Raw genomic sequence first — 14,934 nt, 5'->3', positions numbered from 1 at the left:
GAGACCAGATTTTGCCGGATTTGTAGCGCCAATAACGAGTTATTGGTCAAAAATCTGGTGAAATATAGCCCGATCAGGTGATTTTGCAGCTGACTGATGCTAAGTCCGACAGGCTGTTTGCGCAAAAGAACCTTCAGGTAATGCAGCATCTCAGCCAGACGACAGCTAATCTATATGTAGATGAAAGCAAGGAGGCCCCAATATGCAAGACCTAAAAATAATATGGAAAATCATGCTCCCGGTAGGCTTACTCACCCTGGTTACGCTATTGATTGTGCTGCTAGCACTGCACGCCATTGCATCCATCAGTAGTCTTGCCTCTTCAGCTTTAGATGAAAATGCCCACAGAGTATTTCTTGCTAATCAAGCGGCGTTTTTTATCACGAGCACCACCACCGATGATCGCAACCAAATTCACGCTTGGAGTACGCAAATGGAAGCAGCTGCCGAGCAACAATTTCAAATTAATTTAGACAAGGGGCGCAGCGCTTTAGAAAAATTGTATGCAATAGAAAGCGACAACAGCCGAAAAACATTGATCGATAATGCACGCAAAAAATTACTGCAATTTGAAAAACTAGATAAAGAAGCTTTTAAACTAACCCGGCAAGGCATGCCCACTGAAGCCTATGCCCTTATCAATGGCGATGCTTACACCGCTTATAAAGCCGCAATGGGCTATCTCAATCAATTAGTAAAATTAGAACAAAATGATATTGCAATTTCACGCGCACAGATTGATGCACGGGGTAAAAGCACGTTTTGGACGGTGGTGATTGCGACGGTTTGTGGCTTTTTGACTAGCCTTGCAGCCGTATGGCTTAGCACGCAACAAATCCTAAAACAATTGGGTGGCGAGCCTGCTTACGCGACTAAAGTAGCCCAACAAGTTGCCGCTGGCGATCTTAGCTTGCAAGTTATGCTGCACGCAAACGATCAAACTAGCCTACTGTTTGCTATGCGCCAAATGGTAGAAAAACTAAACACTATTGTTATTCAGCTCAGAAACGCCACACAAGCCACCTCGATATCGTCTTCAGAAATTTCTAACGCCGCCCAGCTACTCTGTAAAAACACCAATATCAATGCCAATCTACTAAAAGAAAGCAGCAGTTCCATTGATCACCTCAGCATCAGTACTGAAAGTAATACCCACACAGCGCGTATTACCAACGCCATGACTCGTCAATCCACATTAGATGCCCGCAACAGCCGTGAATCAGTGCAAGAAACCACCTTGGCCATGCTTAGAATTGCCAAAGAAATTAAAATTATTGATGAGATTGCCTACCAAACCAATCTACTGGCTTTAAATGCCGCTATTGAAGCGGCACGAGCAGGGCAAAATGGTAAAAGCTTTGCGGTAGTAGCCGCCGAGGTCAGAAAACTAGCCGAGCGCTGCCAAACCGCAGCACAAGCAATTGGCGAGTTATCCCAGAGCAGCGTACTGCTTGCAGAAACCGCCAGGGAGCAGCTCAATCAAATTGAGCCAAATATTAGAAAAACTGCCGACTTGGTTGAAGAAATAGCCGCAAATAGCCACGAGCAGAACCAAGAGCTTGATCAAATTAGTCAGAATATTGCCGAAGTATCGCAAAGAGTAGAGATCAATGCCGCAGCATCCGTACAACTATCGGCCACTGCCGAACAACTCGCTGAACAAGCCCTGCAAGTGCAAGCTCAGCTTGCATATTTTAAAGTATAAAAGAATGAATCTAACCATACTTGTCTCACAAAGCCTGCAAGCTTGGCCAAAGGGTAGCGACCACTAGTGATGCTGGTTTTGCCCCGTCATAAGTGATACTTTTTGATGTAATTTTGAGTCTTTGTAAGATTACTCGCCATGCCGTCTTTTAAAGTGCAACGAATCATCCAGATCCGTGTGGATCAGTTGCCTTACATTCTTCCCATAGCACGTCAGCTTGACCACTGAAAAGGCGAGGTTATCGATACTTTTGTCCCGCTTGGTAAGCGTGGGAAAATTGTTAAAGTTCGCTGGATTGCCTGTTGCGCTACCGAGAGGGATGTCACCATGGAGCATTCAGAAGAAGATCTACAGCTCGCATAAAACACTTTAAGTGCGTTTTAACAGACAAATAAAAAGGCAGCCGAAGCTGCCTTTTTATTTACCACAAATACTTCACCACTAAAGCTTAGTGACCACGCTTTTTGAGCTTGTCGATCACGGCAAGTTTTGCTACCGCTTCTACTAGCTCGGCCTGAGCCATCGCAAAGTCCATCGATGAGCCGTGGTTCTTAATTGATTCTTCGGCGCGGCGTTTGGCGTCTAGCGCCTTCGCTTCGTCGATGTCTTTACCGCGAATAGCAGTATCTGCCAACACGGTAACCACATGAGGCTGCACTTCTAACATGCCGCCCGAAACATAAAGAATCACTTCTTCATCGCTATTGGCAACTTTGATGCGCACCGCTCCGGGCCTCACGCGAGTGAGTAGTGGGGCGTGACGCGGCAGAATACCAATCTCACCTTTTTCAGCAGGAGCCGAGATAAACTCAGCGACGCCAGAGTAGATCAGTTGCTCTGCACTTACCACGTCCACATGCATTGTCATTGCCATGGCACTAATCCTTATTGCATGGTCTTGGCTTTTTCAACCGCTTCTTCGATGCTGCCTACCATGTAGAAGGCTTGCTCTGGAAGATGGTCGTAATCGCCATTAAGAATGCCCTTGAAGCCCTTGAGGGTTTCTTTCAGTGGCACGTATTTGCCTGGAGAACCAGTAAACACTTCGGCCACATGGAAAGGCTGTGACAAGAAACGTTGGATCTTACGTGCGCGGGATACCGACAATTTGTCTTCAGGAGACAATTCATCCATACCCAGAATCGCAATAATATCCTGCAGTTCTTTGTACTTTTGCAATGTTTGCTGCACACCACGCGCAACAGCGTAATGCTCTTCACCCACCACTTGCGGATCAAGCTGACGCGATGTTGAATCGAGTGGATCAACCGCTGGGTAAATACCCAGTGAGGCGATGTCACGCGAAAGAACAACGGTTGCATCCAAGTGAGCAAATGTTGTTGCTGGCGACGGATCGGTCAAGTCATCGGCAGGCACGTAAACGGCCTGAATCGACGTAATCGAACCTGTCTTGGTCGAAGTAATACGCTCTTGCAGGGCACCCATTTCTTCAGCCAGAGTGGGTTGATAACCCACGGCAGAAGGCATACGGCCCAAGAGTGCAGATACTTCAGTACCGGCCAGTGTGTAGCGGTAGATGTTATCTACGAAGAACAGAATGTCACGGCCTTCATCACGGAAGTGTTCGGCCATCGTCAAACCAGTCAGCGCTACGCGCAAACGGTTGCCTGGTGGCTCGTTCATCTGACCGTAAACCATCGCCACTTTATCAAGAACATTGGAGTCCTTCATTTCATGGTAGAAGTCGTTCCCTTCACGGGTACGCTCACCTACACCAGCAAACACGGATAAACCAGCGTGTGCCTTAGCGATATTGTTGATCAGTTCCATCATGTTAACGGTCTTACCCACACCCGCACCGCCGAACAAACCAACCTTACCGCCCTTAGCAAACGGGCACATCAAGTCAATAACCTTGATACCTGTTTCTAATAGATCGATAGATTGGCTAAGTTCGTCGAACTTAGGTGCAAGTTGGTGAATCGAGCGCTTATGCTCGCTCTTCACTTCACCGGCTTCATCAATTGGGTTACCGAGCACATCCATGATGCGGCCCAGTGTAGCGTTACCAACGGGTACCGTAATCGGTGCGCCAGTACCACTTACCAACATGCCACGCTTCAGGCCGTCAGTACTACCCATTGCAATCGCGCGTACTACGCCGTCGCCGAGCTGTTGTTGTACTTCCAGCGTCAGGCTGACTGCGTCGAGCGTGATCGCGTCATACACCTTGGGCAGGCTGTCACGTGGAAATTCCACGTCGACGACCGGGCCAATGATTTGTACGATTTTACCTTGGCTCATCGTTATTCCTAATCCCAGTTATTCATTGTGCATCAGGGCCATTACACCGCTGCCGCGCCAGAAACGATTTCGGAGAGTTCCTTCGTAATCGCTGCTTGACGGGTTTTGTTGTAAAGGAGCTGTAGATCGCCGATCACATTGTCTGCGTTATCAGTCGCCGCTTTCATCGCCACCATACGGGCCGCTTGCTCAGAAGAAATGTTTTCCGCTACGGCCTGGTAAACCAATGCCTCAATGTAACGGCTCATTAATTCATCGATCACAGTCTTAGCATCTGGCTCAAACAGGTATTCCCAGTTGTAGCCTTTTTTAGGCTCGCCAAATGCGTTGTCTGATAGCGGCAACAGCTGCTCCATCACTGGCTCTTGCTTCATGGTATTCACGAAACGAGTGTAAACGAGGTGAACTTCGTCTACTTCACCAGCAACAAAGGCATCGATCATTACTTTGACCGGGCCAATCAGCTGCTCAAGGTGCGGGGTATCGCCGAGTCCGTGCGCAGAGGACAAAACCTTTGCGCCGTAACGGTTCATAAACCCAATACCCTTGTTACCGATCGCGGTGACAGAGGTTTCTACGCCGTCTTGATGCCATTCCTTCATACGGTTCACGGCCAGACGTAGGGAGTTGGTGTTTAAACCACCACACAGCCCCTTGTCTGAAGTAATCGTAATCAGGCCCACACGCTTAACAACGTCGCGCTTTTGCAAATAAGGGTGCGTGTAGTCAACAAAGGCAGCGCTCAGGTGTGCAGCCACATTACGGATTTTTTCACCGTAAGGGCGTGCCGCTCGCATACGCTCCTGAGCCTTGCGCATTTTTGATGTCGCAACCATTTCCATAGCACGGGTGATCTTTTGCGTATTTTTTACGCTCTTGATCTTGGTCCGAATTTCTTTACCGCTTGCCATGATTTGATCCTTGTCTCAACGTATCAAATCAATACGCAGCGCTGGCCTTGAAGGCTTCCACGGCTTTCACGATTGCTTTTTCGTCATCAGAAGCAAGGTCACCCTTGTCTTCGATACGAGCTAGCACGTCAGCATGGTTAGCTTTCAGCTCTGCCAAGAATGCCGCTTCAAACGCTAATGCTTTTTCAACTTTGATGTCATCAAACACACCCTTGTTGATCAGCAATAACGTAATGGCCAGTTCAGAAACTTTCAACGGGCTGTATTGACCCTGCTTCATCAGCTCTGTAACCATCTTGCCACGCTCAAGTTGCTTACGTGTTGCTTCGTCCAGATCAGAAGCGAACTGCGCGAACGCAGCCAATTCACGATACTGAGCCAGAGCCAAACGTACACCACCACCAAGCTTCTTAATAACCTTGGTCTGCGCTGCACCACCTACGCGAGAAACCGAGATACCGGCGTTCATCGCTGGGCGAATACCCGCGTTGAACAAGTCAGTTTCCAAGAAAATCTGACCATCAGTAATCGAAATCACGTTAGTTGGAACGAATGCAGATACGTCACCCGCTTGGGTTTCAATAATTGGCAGAGCGGTTAAAGAACCGGTCTTGCCTTTTACTGCACCGTTAGTTAGCTTTTCTACTTCTGCTTCGTTAATGCGGGAAGCACGTTCCAGCAAGCGCGAGTGTAGGTAGAAAACATCGCCCGGATACGCTTCACGGCCCGGAGGACGGCGCAGTAACAGGGAAATTTGACGGTAAGCTACAGCTTGCTTAGACAAATCGTCATAAACGATCAAAGCATCTTCGCCGCGGTCGCGGAAGTATTCGCCCATCGTGCAACCGGAGTATGCAGCGATGTATTGCAGAGCAGCAGCTTCAGAAGCAGCAGCAGCAACCACAATGGTATGACCCATCGCGCCGTGCTCTTCTAATTTGCGCACTACGTTAGCGATCGAAGAAGCCTTTTGGCCAATCGCAACATAAATACATGTCACACCATTGCCTTTCTGGTTGATGATCGCGTCCAGAGCAACGGCAGTTTTGCCGGTCTGACGGTCACCAATGATCAGCTCGCGCTGACCACGACCAACTGGCACCATGGTATCAATAGACTTGATACCTGTTTGCAGTGGTTGCGACACAGATTGGCGGGAAATAACGCCTGGCGCAATTCTTTCGATTGGTGCAGATTCTGTTGTACCCAATGGGCCTTTACCGTCGATAGGCTGGCCAAGAGAGTTAACAACACGACCAATCAATTCACGGCCGACTGGAACTTCCAGAATACGGCCGGTACATTTGACTTCGTCGCCTTCTTGAATGTGCTTGTAATCACCAAGCACAACGGCACCAACAGAATCACGCTCTAAGTTGAGCGCAAGACCGAAGGTATTACCCGGGAATTCCAGCATTTCGCCCTGCATAGCCTCTGACAGGCCGTGCACACGAACGATACCGTCTGTTACGGAAACTACAGTACCAATGGTACGTGTTTCGGAAGCAGTCGATAAATTCTGGATCCGAGCTTTAATCAGTTCACTGATTTCGGACGGATTGAGTTGCATGATTTCTCCTAACTCTTCAGGCTCGAAGCGAGAGCGGTTAGCTTGCCGCGGACAGATGCGTCTACGACCAGATCACCTACCGTCACCTTCACGCCCCCGATGAGTTCCGGGTTAACGCTGACTTGGGCCGTGACCTTGCGGTGCAGCTGTTGGGAAAGTGTTGCTGATAATTCAGCAACTTGGGCATCAGTCATTGCAAAAGCGGACTCAATGCTGGCTTCAACTTCGCCAGCATCGGCTGCTTTGTACTCTTCAAATAGCTCTGCTACTGCCGCTAGGGCAGTAAAGCGGCGATTTTCAAGTACGGCGTCGATGAAGTTATGCACTTCATCGCTCTGCTGACCACCCAATAATCCAAGCAACAGCTCCTTAACCTGAGCCACGGAAAACTTTGGATTAGCTACTACTTCTAACGCCAACTCGTTGCCTGCAATCAGGGCGAGTTGGGCCAACACATCCGACCAAAGTGGGAGCGTGTTGGTTTCTTTAGCTAGACGAAAGATAGCTACGGCGTAGGGCCTTGCGACGGTAATGAGTTCTGCCATGACGCTCTTACAGTTCCGCTTTGATGGATGCTAACAATTCAGCATGGGCACTCGCGTCAACTTCACGGCGCAGAATTTGTTCAGCGCCTTGTAGCACCAAACCTGCAAGTTGTTGACGTAATGCTTCTTTTGTTTGCTGAATTTGCTGGTCAATTTCCGCTTGAGCGCCGGCAACAAGGCGTTCGCCCTCTGCCTTTGCATGGCCCTTGGCTTCTTCAACCAATTGCGCGCCACGCTTTTCAGCTTGCGCAATGATTTCAGCGGCGTGCTGCTTTGCTTCGCGAAGCTTGTCAGCTGCTGCTTTTTCGGCCAAAGCAAGATCTTGCTTGGCACGATCAGCAGAAGCTAAGCCATCAGCGATACGCTTAACACGCTCTTCCATCATATGGGTCAGCGGAGGCCACACGAATTTCATCGTGAAGATGACCAAGATCGCAAAAGTGATCATTTGGCCAAAAAGCGATAGATTAATATCCACGCTGTTGTCCTCCTAAAAGACGGGCTAGATTACTGAGCAACCGCATTAAGCAGAGGAGTCAGGAACGGGTTGTTGAATGTGTAAAGCATTGCAACACCAACGCCGATCATTGAAATAGCATCTAACAAACCAGCAATAATAAACAGCTTAGTTTGCAGAACTGGGATCATTTCTGGCTGACGGGCAGCAGATTCTAAGAACTTACCGCCAAGCAAAGCAAAACCAAGTGCAGTGCCGATAGCAGCTAAACCGATGATGATCGCGGCAGCGATAACAGTCATGCCTTGAACGCTAGCAATTACTTCTGGTGCAACCATTTCTAATATCTCCAAGAGGAAGGTTGGGTAAAACAAGGGGAAAGCGAAACGCTCATATAGACCAGCCTAAGCTGGCCCAGAGGAAATTAGTGATCTTCAACCGCAAGGCTGAGATAAACAATCGTCAACATCATAAATACGAAGGCTTGCAGGGTAACAACCAAGATATGGAAAATGGCCCATGGTGTGCCAAGAATCCACTGCGCCCAGAATGGCAGTAACGCGATCAGAATAAAGATCAGCTCACCGGCATACATATTGCCAAATAGTCGCAAAGCTAAAGAGATCGGTTTAGCTACCAACTCAACCATCTGGAAAGCAAAATTAACTGGCGCTAACAACACGGTCATTACTAAACCTTCAGCATGGAATGGCGCAGTAAATAACTCTTTAAGCCAACCCACAAGGCCCTTAGCTTTAATAGAGAAACCAATAATCAACAACATGACAGACAAGGACATCGCAAAAGTCTGGTTCACGTCGGCAGTTGGCACAACGCGGAGCTTTTCAATGCCAAATACATGCAAGCCAATCCAAGGCAATAGATCAACAGGCAAGAAATCCATGGAGTTCATCAAGAACACCCAGCAGAAAATCGTTAAACTTAATGGGCCAATTACTTTCGATTTACCGTGAAAAGCGTCTTTAATTTGCGAATCAACCATTTCAACGATTAATTCCACAAAATTTTGCAATGGGCCTGGTACACCCGATGTCGCCTTTCTTGCGGCATAAGCAAAGACACCGACAAAAAGGAGACCTAAAGCGAGAGCAACCCAAAAAGTATCCAAATGGAAACCATTCGCTGCCTGATTAAAGGATAAATGGTGTTGAATATATTCGGTGGCGTTAGCGGGTGCGTGGTGTTCAGTCATTTTATTTTTTGCCGTCAAATTTTATCAAAAGCCCAAACCAAAAGGCACTGGTGGTGGCGAGATAACCCACAAACGTCCATGGCCAATCTGCCTTTCGGTACAAAATAAACAACGCCGCAAACGCGACGAGTGTACAAACCAACTTGCACATTTCAGCAGCAAAATGCTGCTTTAAAAGTACAGCTGGCGGAGCGTATTCAACACGATATGCGATGGCTGCGTACAAAACACTGCCTATCACCGCGATAAATCCGCCCAGTAAACTTGAAATTGCCGGATTTTGCCCCAAGATCAAGAAGAGTAAGAAAGCCGTACTAATGGCGATTCCAATCTTTAGTCGGATGATGCCCCGAACCTGTGCTTTCCCAATCATTGCTTCACCACTAGGGAAAAACCCCGCGATTATACTGACCTGATTTGTGTTGCGTCAATTTTACCTATTGAACTATTCAGTAAAATTTACTTGTCATTCAAGTAAGTCACAAGTAAAAACCTGCTTACTTACAAAAGGCCGGCACATAGTTAGCCATAACTTTATTACATCTTTCTAAGCAAGCTATTCAGTTGTTCTGAGCTACTGTACTCGATGGTGATTCGGCCACTCCCCTGTTTACCAGGCTTAATGGATACTTTGGCCCCCACTCGCGTAGATAGTTCTTCTTCTAAACGAAATATTTCTGGATCAGGCTGCGAAGCGGGTTTTTCTATCGCTGTTTCTTGTTGTTTTTTAACCAAAGCTTCGGTTTCTCTCACCGATAAGCCTTTTGCAATAACTCGCCTTGCCAGATCAAGCTGCAATAAAGCATCCAAAGGCAGCAAGGCGCGAGCATGGCCCATACTGAGCTGATCAGCCATTAGCATATTCCGCAGTGGCTCAGATAAACTTAACAGTCTTAATAAATTTGAAACGCTGGCTCGGGACTTTCCTACCGCAAGTGCCGCAGCTTCATGTGTCATACCAAATTCTTCGATCAAGCGTGCAATACCTAACGCCTCTTCTAGCGGATTCAAATTTTCGCGCTGAATATTTTCGATTAAAGCCATTGCCAAAGCGGCTTCATCGGCAATTTCACGTACTAAAGCAGGAATCTCCGTCAGCCCTGCTTTGATAGATGCTCGCCAACGGCGTTCACCAGCGATAATTTCGTACTTATCTAGCCCAATAGGCCGTACCAGCACAGGCTGCATTAAGCCCTGTGCTGTAATTGATGCAGCAAGCTCATCTAATGCAGTTTCATCCATCTGCATACGAGGCTGATACTTGCCCGGCTGCAAAGCCGTAATTGGCAAGTTTTGCAAAGAATCCTGACTATCCCCCATCAAGGCATCTAAACCGCGACCAAGTCCTTTCATTTTCATGCTGTGGGAATCTCTTCTAGCAGGTTATGACGGGCCAGCAATTCTTCAGCAAGTTGAAGATACGCTTGTGCGCCTTTGGAGTGTTTGTCGTAGGACAAGATTGGGCGACCATAAGACGGTGCTTCGGCCAAGCGAATATTACGCGGTATGACAGTGTGGTAAAGCTTGCTGGTGTAATGTTTAATCAGTTGATCCGAAACTTGCTGCGCCAAAGTTGAGCGTGGATCAAACATGGTGCGCAGTAAGCCTTCAATCTCAATTTTACGATTCATCGAATGTTTAACGCGTTTAAGCGTATTCACCAAGTCAGATAAACCCTCCAGTGCGTAATACTCACACTGCATCGGGATCAATACGGCATCCGCCGCCACCAAGCCATTCAGGGTTAGCAGCGTTAACGCCGGTGGGCAATCTAAAATAATGTAATCATAGTGCTCGCTGACTTGGGCTAAAGCGTTTTTAAGCCGCGATTCTCTGTGCTCCTGATTCACCAGCTCCACCTCGGCCCCTGCCAAATTACGATTGGCGGGTAGTACGTCGATGCCTGCTAATTCAGAATGCTGAATAATCTCTTGAATCGGCGTTGCACCAAGCAAAAGGTTATACACAGAGCTGGCTAATTTCGCTTTATCAATCCCTACGCCCATCGTGGCATTGCCCTGCGGGTCTAAATCCACCAGCAGAACTTTTCTGCCCAGATGAGCCAGACTTGCAGACAAATTGACGGCCGTAGTGGTCTTACCTACGCCGCCTTTTTGATTGGCAATTGCCAGAATTTTCATCTTTTAATCCTTCACTGGCCGTTAATAAAACGTAACTATGCCTTAACTACATGCACCAGATGACGTTCAGCATCGATACCTGGCACTTTTAAATGATCCACGTGGGTAACTTTAACAGTTGCAGGCAAATGAGCGATTTCTTCAAAGGGGTAAACGCCTTTTAAAGCTGCCCATTCGCCATCCTCAGCCAATAAATGGCTGGTCAGTTTAATAAATTCACCCAGCTCGGCAAAGGCACGCGAAGTAATGATCTGGAATGGTGCTTCTGGCTTATATAGCTCCACTCTTTCGGTCAGTACCGTCACATTGGTGAGTTTTAATTCAGCAATCACTTGGCGTAAGAACGTGGTTTTTTTATGATTTGAATCGAGCAAAAATAATTGCCAATCTGGCCGTGCAATCGCCAATGGAATCCCAGGCGTACCAAAGCCCGACCCCACATCCAAGATACGGATATTCTCGCCCTTAAACTGTGGCAAAGGTGCCAGCGAGTCCAAAATATGGTGTGAAACCATACGCTCTGGCTCACGAATTGCCGTTAGGCTATAAGTTTTATTCCACTTAGCAATCAAGGCCACATATGCCAACAAATTTGCGGCTTGGGACATCGATAAATCAATTTTAAGCTCAGTCAGGCCAGCGGCCAGTTCAGAAAATAGGGAATCAGAAGCTGTCATTCAGTAACCTTACTCGCATCAAGCGCTTGTTTTTTCTTGAGATGAACCAGCATTAAAGCAATAGCTGCTGGGGTAATTCCTGAAATTCTGGACGCTTGGCCCATGGTTTCCGGCTTATGCTTGCTTAATTTTTGCTGAACTTCCTTAGATAAACCCGATACCTGTGCGAAATCTAAATCCTGGGGTAAGTTGAATTCCTCTAGATTATCGCGGTTAGCCACTTCAGATTGTTGCCGCTCGATATAACCCTGATATTTCAATTGAATTTCTACCTGCTCAGCGACGAGTGGGTCTTCAACAGCCGGTTTGGCAATTTCCATAGTCATCAAACTATCGTAGGAGACCTGCGGACGGCGCAGTAAATCGGCCAGCGTGTATTCACGCTCAATCGCTTTACCCAACACCCGCTCAGCGTCGCCTACCGCAAGAATACGTGGATTTACCCATGTCGTGCGCAAGCGTTCCAATTCTAAATCAATTGCATCGCGTTTTTTGCAGAAGGCTTCCCACTGCGCATCACCAATCAAGCCCAGCTCACGGCCCATTTCTGTCAGACGTAAATCAGCATTGTCTTCGCGCAATTGCAGGCGGTATTCGGCACGGCTGGTAAACATGCGGTAAGGCTCGGTCACGCCATTGGTCACCAGATCATCCGCTAATACGCCTAAATAAGCTTCATTGCGTTTTGGCGTCCAAGCGTCTTTTTCACGCACATAGAGGCCCGCATTTAAGCCTGCCAGCAAGCCTTGCGCTGCAGCTTCTTCGTAGCCCGTAGTGCCATTAATTTGCCCAGCAAAGAATAAACCAGCAATGCTTTTGGTTTCAAAGCTGGCTTTTAAATTACGCGGATCGTAGTAATCGTATTCGATGGCGTAGCCCGGACGCAGAATATGTGCGTTTTCCATACCGGCGATCGAGCGCACGGCAGCCAGCTGAATATCAAATGGCAAACTGGTCGAAATACCGTTTGGATAATATTCGTGCGTATCTAGGCCTTCAGGCTCTAAGAAAATCTGGTGGCTGTCTTTATCGGCAAAACGATTAATTTTGTCTTCGATACTTGGGCAATAGCGCGGGCCAACGCCTTCAATTTTGCCGGTAAACATTGGGCTGCGATCAAAACCACTGCGAATAATCTCGTGCGTTTTAAGATTGGTGTGCGCCATCCAGCAAGGTAATTGCTTAGGATGCATGCCGACATTACCACGTACCGAAAACACCGGCTCTGGCGTATCGCCGTATTGGGCTTCTAGTACCGAAAAATCAATCGAGCGGCCATCAATGCGTGGCGGCGTACCGGTTTTTAAGCGCCCAACCGGTAAATTTAAATCGCGTAAACGTGCCGCCAAGGTGACCGAGGCTGGGTCGCCAGCACGGCCACCAACGTGGTTTTCTAGGCCAACGTGAATTTTGCCAGAAAGGAAAGTCCCTGCCGTCAGCACCACCGCACCCGCTTCAAAGCGAATACCAATTTGCGTAATCACGCCAGTTACACGATCACCATCTAGGGTTAGATCGTCAACGGCCTGCTGAAATAAATCCAGATTGGGTTGGTTTTCCAGCATATGACGAACGGCCGCTTTATAGCGAACGCGATCAGCCTGAGCACGAGTAGCACGAACAGCAGGGCCTTTGCTGGAATTCAGCGTTTTAAACTGGATGCCGCCAAAATCGGTGGCCAGCGCCATAGCACCACCTAAAGCATCCACTTCTTTAACCAAATGACCCTTACCAATCCCACCAATCGAGGGATTACAAGACATTTGGCCAAGGGTTTCAATATTATGCGTGAGGAGTAAAGTTTTACTCCCCATGCGCGCGGCCGCCAACGCAGCCTCAGTCCCAGCGTGACCGCCGCCAACGACAATCACATCGTATCGAGTAGGATAAAGCATAGTGGGCATTCCAGCAGGCAAAGGGCAATTATTTTACGCCCTATCTGCCCCGACGACTATCACGGCGCGACGAAAAGAAAACGCCTCGATGATCTCGAGGCGTTTCACGTGAAACAAAGATTATTTACAGCAGACCAAACTCACGCGCGGCTTCAATCGCTGCGCCTACAATACCGGCATCATTTTTCAGCTCAGCGGGCACAACAGGGAAACGCAAGCCCGTTAATTCTGGAATAAATTTCTCATGTTTCTTACTAATTCCGCCGCCAATAATAAGTAAATCTGGCGAAAGTAATAATTGTAGATGCAAGATGTATTCGTTAAGCCGCTGTGTGTATTCTTTCCATTTTAAATCTAAATCGTCTTTTACTTTACCGGAGCAATACTTTTCTGCAATGTCATTGTCTTTTAAAATAAGATGGCCCAATTCGGTATTGCTAATTAATTTACCATCCATAATTAATGCACTACCAATACCTGTACCAAGCGTGATCATTAGTACTTTCCCTGAAATACCTTTAGCTGCACCAAACACCCCTTCGGCCAAGCCAGCAGCATCTGCATCATTAATTAATTTAAGCGGTAAACCCGTTACTTGGGCCAAAATATCTTGAGCAGGTGCATTCATCCAAGAACCATCTACATTGGCAGCAGAAAGTGTAACCCCGTTATGCACAATGGCAGGGAAAGTACAGCCAATCGGGCCTTGCCAGTTGAACAGTTCAACCAATTGCTTAACCACCAACCCCACAGCCTCTGGGGTGGCAGGTTGAGGTGTATCAATCCGAATACGTTCAGCTAAAAGCTCGCCAGTTTCGACATTAACCGGTGCACCTTTAATCCCTGTACCACCGATATCAATGCCCAAAACAATTTTGGGGGAGGTGAATTGTTCAGTCATGGTTTATTTACTCTTCAAGAGTGTATTGATTATTTTTATTTAAAAATAAAGCACCGTTTTATTTTGGAGCAGGCGATCTAAGCTCTACTAAACGTTTTTTATCTTCTTCTGCTTTAGCTTTTACCGTTTCAATTTCAATTAATTTAGTTTTATTGTCATTCTTTATTTCCTGCAACTCTTTTTTAGCCAAGCCATATTCAGTATCCAAATCAGCAGGGATAGGTTTATTCTTTTTATTTAAACGACTCATTTGTTTTTCTATGCGTTCTTTATGCTGCGTTGCCGTTTGCAGACGCATGGTATTTGCACTCATTGCGGATTGAATAATGCTAATACGCCGATCTCGAATAATATCTATTTCTTCAGGCCGAGAAAACGATTCTAGTAAGGCACGGTCTTTTCGCTGCTGCTCTTTTTGCTGCGCTTGTTCCTGCAGTTTTTTTTCTTGCTCCTCCTTGCTAACCACAGGTAAGGGCGTGGTTTTTACCATTCCTGATTTATTAAGCTCCGAAATACCACTGCTAGGAGTAATCGACGGTGGCTTGTCGCTGTATTGCACCCTGCCCGCTTCATCAACCCAGCGATACAGCTTGGCTGAAACGGGTGCCGTACATAGCGCCAGCAGTAAAAAAGTAAGAAAACTACGCAACATAA

16 protein-coding genes are annotated in these 14,934 nt (G+C 47.3%); 1 reads left to right on the top strand and 15 read right to left on the bottom strand.

The annotated features are described in order from the left end of the window. Positions 1–202: 202 nt before the first annotated feature. The gene (locus tag C1H71_RS08870) at positions 203–1,705 is read left to right on the top strand and encodes a methyl-accepting chemotaxis protein (protein WP_130106237.1); all 1,503 of its coding nucleotides are present in this window, start codon (positions 203–205) and stop codon (positions 1,703–1,705) included. A 448-nt stretch (positions 1,706–2,153) separates the two neighbouring features. Here C1H71_RS08870 and C1H71_RS08865 read toward each other — a convergent pair whose 3' ends face one another. The 15 genes from C1H71_RS08865 to C1H71_RS08795 all read right to left on the bottom strand — a co-directional run bounded on the left by C1H71_RS08865 (position 2,154) and on the right by C1H71_RS08795 (position 14,932). Then, positions 2,154–2,579: a F0F1 ATP synthase subunit epsilon gene (locus tag C1H71_RS08865; RefSeq protein ID WP_130106236.1), complete on the bottom strand. Its 426-nt coding sequence runs from the start codon at positions 2,577–2,579 to the stop codon at positions 2,154–2,156. An 11-nt stretch (positions 2,580–2,590) separates the two neighbouring features. Then, on the bottom strand, positions 2,591–3,970 hold the full coding sequence (gene atpD / locus C1H71_RS08860) for a F0F1 ATP synthase subunit beta (protein ID WP_130106235.1): 1,380 nt from the start codon (positions 3,968–3,970) through the stop codon (positions 2,591–2,593). Positions 3,971–4,011: 41 nt separating this feature from the next. Next, on the bottom strand, positions 4,012–4,881 hold the full coding sequence (gene atpG, locus C1H71_RS08855; protein ID WP_130106234.1) for a F0F1 ATP synthase subunit gamma: 870 nt from the start codon (positions 4,879–4,881) through the stop codon (positions 4,012–4,014). Between the two features lie 28 nt (positions 4,882–4,909). Next, the gene (atpA, locus tag C1H71_RS08850) at positions 4,910–6,451 is read right to left on the bottom strand and encodes a F0F1 ATP synthase subunit alpha (protein WP_130106233.1); all 1,542 of its coding nucleotides are present in this window, start codon (positions 6,449–6,451) and stop codon (positions 4,910–4,912) included. An 8-nt stretch (positions 6,452–6,459) separates the two neighbouring features. Beyond that, entirely contained in the window at positions 6,460–6,996 is a 537-nt protein-coding gene (locus C1H71_RS08845; protein ID WP_130106232.1) for a F0F1 ATP synthase subunit delta, read from the bottom strand. 7 nt (positions 6,997–7,003) lie between these two features. Next, on the bottom strand, positions 7,004–7,474 hold the full coding sequence (locus C1H71_RS08840; protein WP_130106231.1) for a F0F1 ATP synthase subunit B: 471 nt from the start codon (positions 7,472–7,474) through the stop codon (positions 7,004–7,006). A gap of 29 nt (positions 7,475–7,503) precedes the next feature. Next, a complete protein-coding gene (atpE, locus tag C1H71_RS08835; protein WP_046353800.1) occupies positions 7,504–7,791 on the bottom strand; it encodes a F0F1 ATP synthase subunit C in 288 nt (95 codons plus the stop codon). An 86-nt stretch (positions 7,792–7,877) separates the two neighbouring features. Beyond that, a complete protein-coding gene (gene atpB / locus C1H71_RS08830; RefSeq protein ID WP_130106230.1) occupies positions 7,878–8,666 on the bottom strand; it encodes a F0F1 ATP synthase subunit A in 789 nt (262 codons plus the stop codon). Between the two features lies 1 nt (position 8,667). Next, positions 8,668–9,039 carry an ATP synthase subunit I gene (locus tag C1H71_RS08825; protein ID WP_130106229.1) on the bottom strand — a complete coding sequence of 124 codons (372 nt, stop codon included), beginning with the start codon at positions 9,037–9,039 and terminating at the stop codon, positions 8,668–8,670. 164 nt (positions 9,040–9,203) lie between these two features. After that, positions 9,204–10,025, bottom strand: a complete 822-nt coding sequence (locus C1H71_RS08820; RefSeq protein WP_130106228.1) for a ParB/RepB/Spo0J family partition protein — start codon at positions 10,023–10,025, stop codon at positions 9,204–9,206. After that, positions 10,022–10,807: a ParA family protein gene (locus C1H71_RS08815; RefSeq protein ID WP_130106227.1), complete on the bottom strand. Its 786-nt coding sequence runs from the start codon at positions 10,805–10,807 to the stop codon at positions 10,022–10,024. Before C1H71_RS08815 ends, C1H71_RS08820 begins: the two co-directional genes overlap by 4 nt. A gap of 35 nt (positions 10,808–10,842) precedes the next feature. Beyond that, complete coding sequence (rsmG, locus tag C1H71_RS08810) at positions 10,843–11,484, bottom strand: 16S rRNA (guanine(527)-N(7))-methyltransferase RsmG (RefSeq protein ID WP_130106226.1); 642 nt, start codon at positions 11,482–11,484, stop codon at positions 10,843–10,845. Beyond that, the gene (gene mnmG / locus C1H71_RS08805; RefSeq protein ID WP_223146017.1) at positions 11,481–13,388 is read right to left on the bottom strand and encodes a tRNA uridine-5-carboxymethylaminomethyl(34) synthesis enzyme MnmG; all 1,908 of its coding nucleotides are present in this window, start codon (positions 13,386–13,388) and stop codon (positions 11,481–11,483) included. Before mnmG ends, rsmG begins: the two co-directional genes overlap by 4 nt. 115 nt (positions 13,389–13,503) lie before the next feature. Then, positions 13,504–14,280 (bottom strand): polyphosphate--glucose phosphotransferase, encoded by a 777-nt coding sequence (ppgK, locus tag C1H71_RS08800; RefSeq protein WP_130106224.1) that lies wholly within the window; start codon positions 14,278–14,280, stop codon positions 13,504–13,506. A 58-nt stretch (positions 14,281–14,338) separates the two neighbouring features. Continuing rightward, positions 14,339–14,932: a DUF4124 domain-containing protein gene (locus C1H71_RS08795; protein WP_130106223.1), complete on the bottom strand. Its 594-nt coding sequence runs from the start codon at positions 14,930–14,932 to the stop codon at positions 14,339–14,341. Positions 14,933–14,934: the final 2 nt, after the last annotated feature.

Origin of the sequence: Iodobacter fluviatilis, assembly GCF_004194535.1 — a bacterium.
GTDB lineage: Bacteria > Pseudomonadota > Gammaproteobacteria > Burkholderiales > Chitinibacteraceae > Iodobacter > Iodobacter fluviatilis_A.
The sequence above is the reverse complement of the archived record's forward strand: the minus strand, read 5'-3'. Positions and strand labels throughout refer to the sequence as shown.

Excerpts from the sequence above, each read along its gene's own strand:
- C1H71_RS08870 (WP_130106237.1), top strand. The coding sequence starts at position 203 with ATGCAAGACCTAAAAATAATATGGAAAATCATGCTCCCGGTAGGCTTA.
- C1H71_RS08865 (WP_130106236.1), bottom strand. The coding sequence starts at position 2,579 with ATGGCAATGACAATGCATGTGGACGTGGTAAGTGCAGAGCAACTGATC.
- atpD (WP_130106235.1), bottom strand. The coding sequence starts at position 3,970 with ATGAGCCAAGGTAAAATCGTACAAATCATTGGCCCGGTCGTCGACGTG.
- atpG (WP_130106234.1), bottom strand. The coding sequence starts at position 4,881 with ATGGCAAGCGGTAAAGAAATTCGGACCAAGATCAAGAGCGTAAAAAAT.
- atpA (WP_130106233.1), bottom strand. The coding sequence starts at position 6,451 with ATGCAACTCAATCCGTCCGAAATCAGTGAACTGATTAAAGCTCGGATC.
- C1H71_RS08845 (WP_130106232.1), bottom strand. The coding sequence starts at position 6,996 with ATGGCAGAACTCATTACCGTCGCAAGGCCCTACGCCGTAGCTATCTTT.
- atpE (WP_046353800.1), bottom strand. The coding sequence starts at position 7,791 with ATGGTTGCACCAGAAGTAATTGCTAGCGTTCAAGGCATGACTGTTATC.
- atpB (WP_130106230.1), bottom strand. The coding sequence starts at position 8,666 with ATGACTGAACACCACGCACCCGCTAACGCCACCGAATATATTCAACAC.
- C1H71_RS08825 (WP_130106229.1), bottom strand. The coding sequence starts at position 9,039 with ATGATTGGGAAAGCACAGGTTCGGGGCATCATCCGACTAAAGATTGGA.
- C1H71_RS08820 (WP_130106228.1), bottom strand. The coding sequence starts at position 10,025 with ATGAAAATGAAAGGACTTGGTCGCGGTTTAGATGCCTTGATGGGGGAT.
- C1H71_RS08815 (WP_130106227.1), bottom strand. The coding sequence starts at position 10,807 with ATGAAAATTCTGGCAATTGCCAATCAAAAAGGCGGCGTAGGTAAGACC.
- rsmG (WP_130106226.1), bottom strand. The coding sequence starts at position 11,484 with ATGACAGCTTCTGATTCCCTATTTTCTGAACTGGCCGCTGGCCTGACT.
- mnmG (WP_223146017.1), bottom strand. The coding sequence starts at position 13,388 with ATGCCCACTATGCTTTATCCTACTCGATACGATGTGATTGTCGTTGGC.
- ppgK (WP_130106224.1), bottom strand. The coding sequence starts at position 14,280 with ATGACTGAACAATTCACCTCCCCCAAAATTGTTTTGGGCATTGATATC.
- C1H71_RS08795 (WP_130106223.1), bottom strand. The coding sequence starts at position 14,932 with ATGTTGCGTAGTTTTCTTACTTTTTTACTGCTGGCGCTATGTACGGCA.